The organism is Pedobacter sp. 05L430 (assembly GCF_056397585.1).
The window spans coordinates 1-1,408 of the sequence record NZ_JBFTNT010000522.1 but is presented as its reverse complement, the minus strand read 5'-3'; the positions used below and the strand labels follow the sequence as shown (position 1 = coordinate 1,408).

Annotated in this window: 1 protein-coding gene; it reads left to right on the top strand. The window is 39.5% G+C overall.

Going from position 1 to position 1,408, the window contains the following annotated elements:
- The coding region (locus AC1DG9_RS27020) for a glutamate synthase subunit beta (protein ID WP_477635688.1) at window positions 1-1,300 on the top strand (1,300 nt) is incomplete at its 5' end.
- Between the last annotated feature and the right edge of the window lie 108 nt (window positions 1,301-1,408).

Sequence of the window (1,408 nt, the reverse complement as noted above, 5' to 3'; positions counted from 1 at the left end):
GGGTTGTCCTTTAGGCAACGTGATTCCTGAATTCAATGAAGCTGTATATAAAGGCGACTGGCATCTGGCCAGCACTATCTTACTGAGCACAAACAACTTCCCTGAATTTACAGGAAGGATTTGCCCGGCACCATGCGAATCAGCATGTGTACTTGGAATTAACAAATCACCCGTATCAATTGAGGAAATAGAGAAACACATTATTGAAATTGCCTTTGATAAAGGTTATATTAAAGCAGAGCAACCGCTAATCCGCACTGGTAAAAAAGTAGCTGTTATCGGTTCAGGACCTGCAGGTTTAGCTGCTGCTGCTCAATTAAACAAAGCCGGACATGAGGTAGTTGTTTACGAACGTGACGACACACCAGGTGGTTTGCTTAACTATGGTATCCCAGATTTTAAATTACAAAAAGATGTTGTAACAAGACGCATCGCTTTAATGGAAAAAGAAGGTATCGTATTTAAATGTAACTCAAACGTAGGTGTAAATGTTGAATTGAATACCTTACTTAGAGATTTTCAATCAATTATTCTTGCTGGTGGATCAACCATTCCAAGAGATCTTCCTGCAAAAGGAAGAGAGGCGAAAGGTGTCCACTTTGCAATGGATTTCTTAAAACAACAAAACAAACGAGTTAAAAACTTCGCAGTTGATGGTGAAGCTATATTAGCAACCGGTAAAGATGTAATTGTAATTGGTGGTGGTGATACAGGATCTGATTGTATTGGTACTTCTAACCGTCAGGGTGCAAAATCGGTAACTCAATTTGAAATTATGCCGATGCCTTCGCAACAACGTACCAGCAACATGCCTTGGCCAACTTACCCAATGTTGTTAAAAGTAACTTCTTCTCATGAAGAGGGATGCGAAAGAGGATGGGGAGTAAATACCAAAGAGTTCATCAAAGACGAAAACGGAAATCTGAAAGCTGTAAAAGTTGTTGATGTAGAATGGGAAATTGACGCTAATGGTCGCCCGGTAAACTTCAAAGAAAAAGCAGGAACAGAACGTGATCTTCCTTGTCAGCTTGTTCTTTTAGCTATGGGTTTTTTACATCCTCAAAAGGAAGGATTAATTGAAAATCTTGGTGTTGAGCTTGACAACAGAGGAAACGTAAAAGCTGAAGAAGGTAAATACCAAACCAATATTGCTAAGATCTTTGCTGCCGGTGATATGCGCCGTGGACAATCATTAGTAGTTTGGGCAATATCTGAAGGAAGAGAAGCGGCCAGAAAAGTAGATCAATACTTAATGGGACACAGTAGTTTGCCATCAAAAGATGGTATTCCATACGCTTAAGTAGAGGTATAAATATTATAACAAACAAAAGGCTCCGGTAAATATACCGGAGCCTTTTGTTTGTTGCTGCGTTTCTAATTTTAAAACTTAACACGCATTCCTATTCCC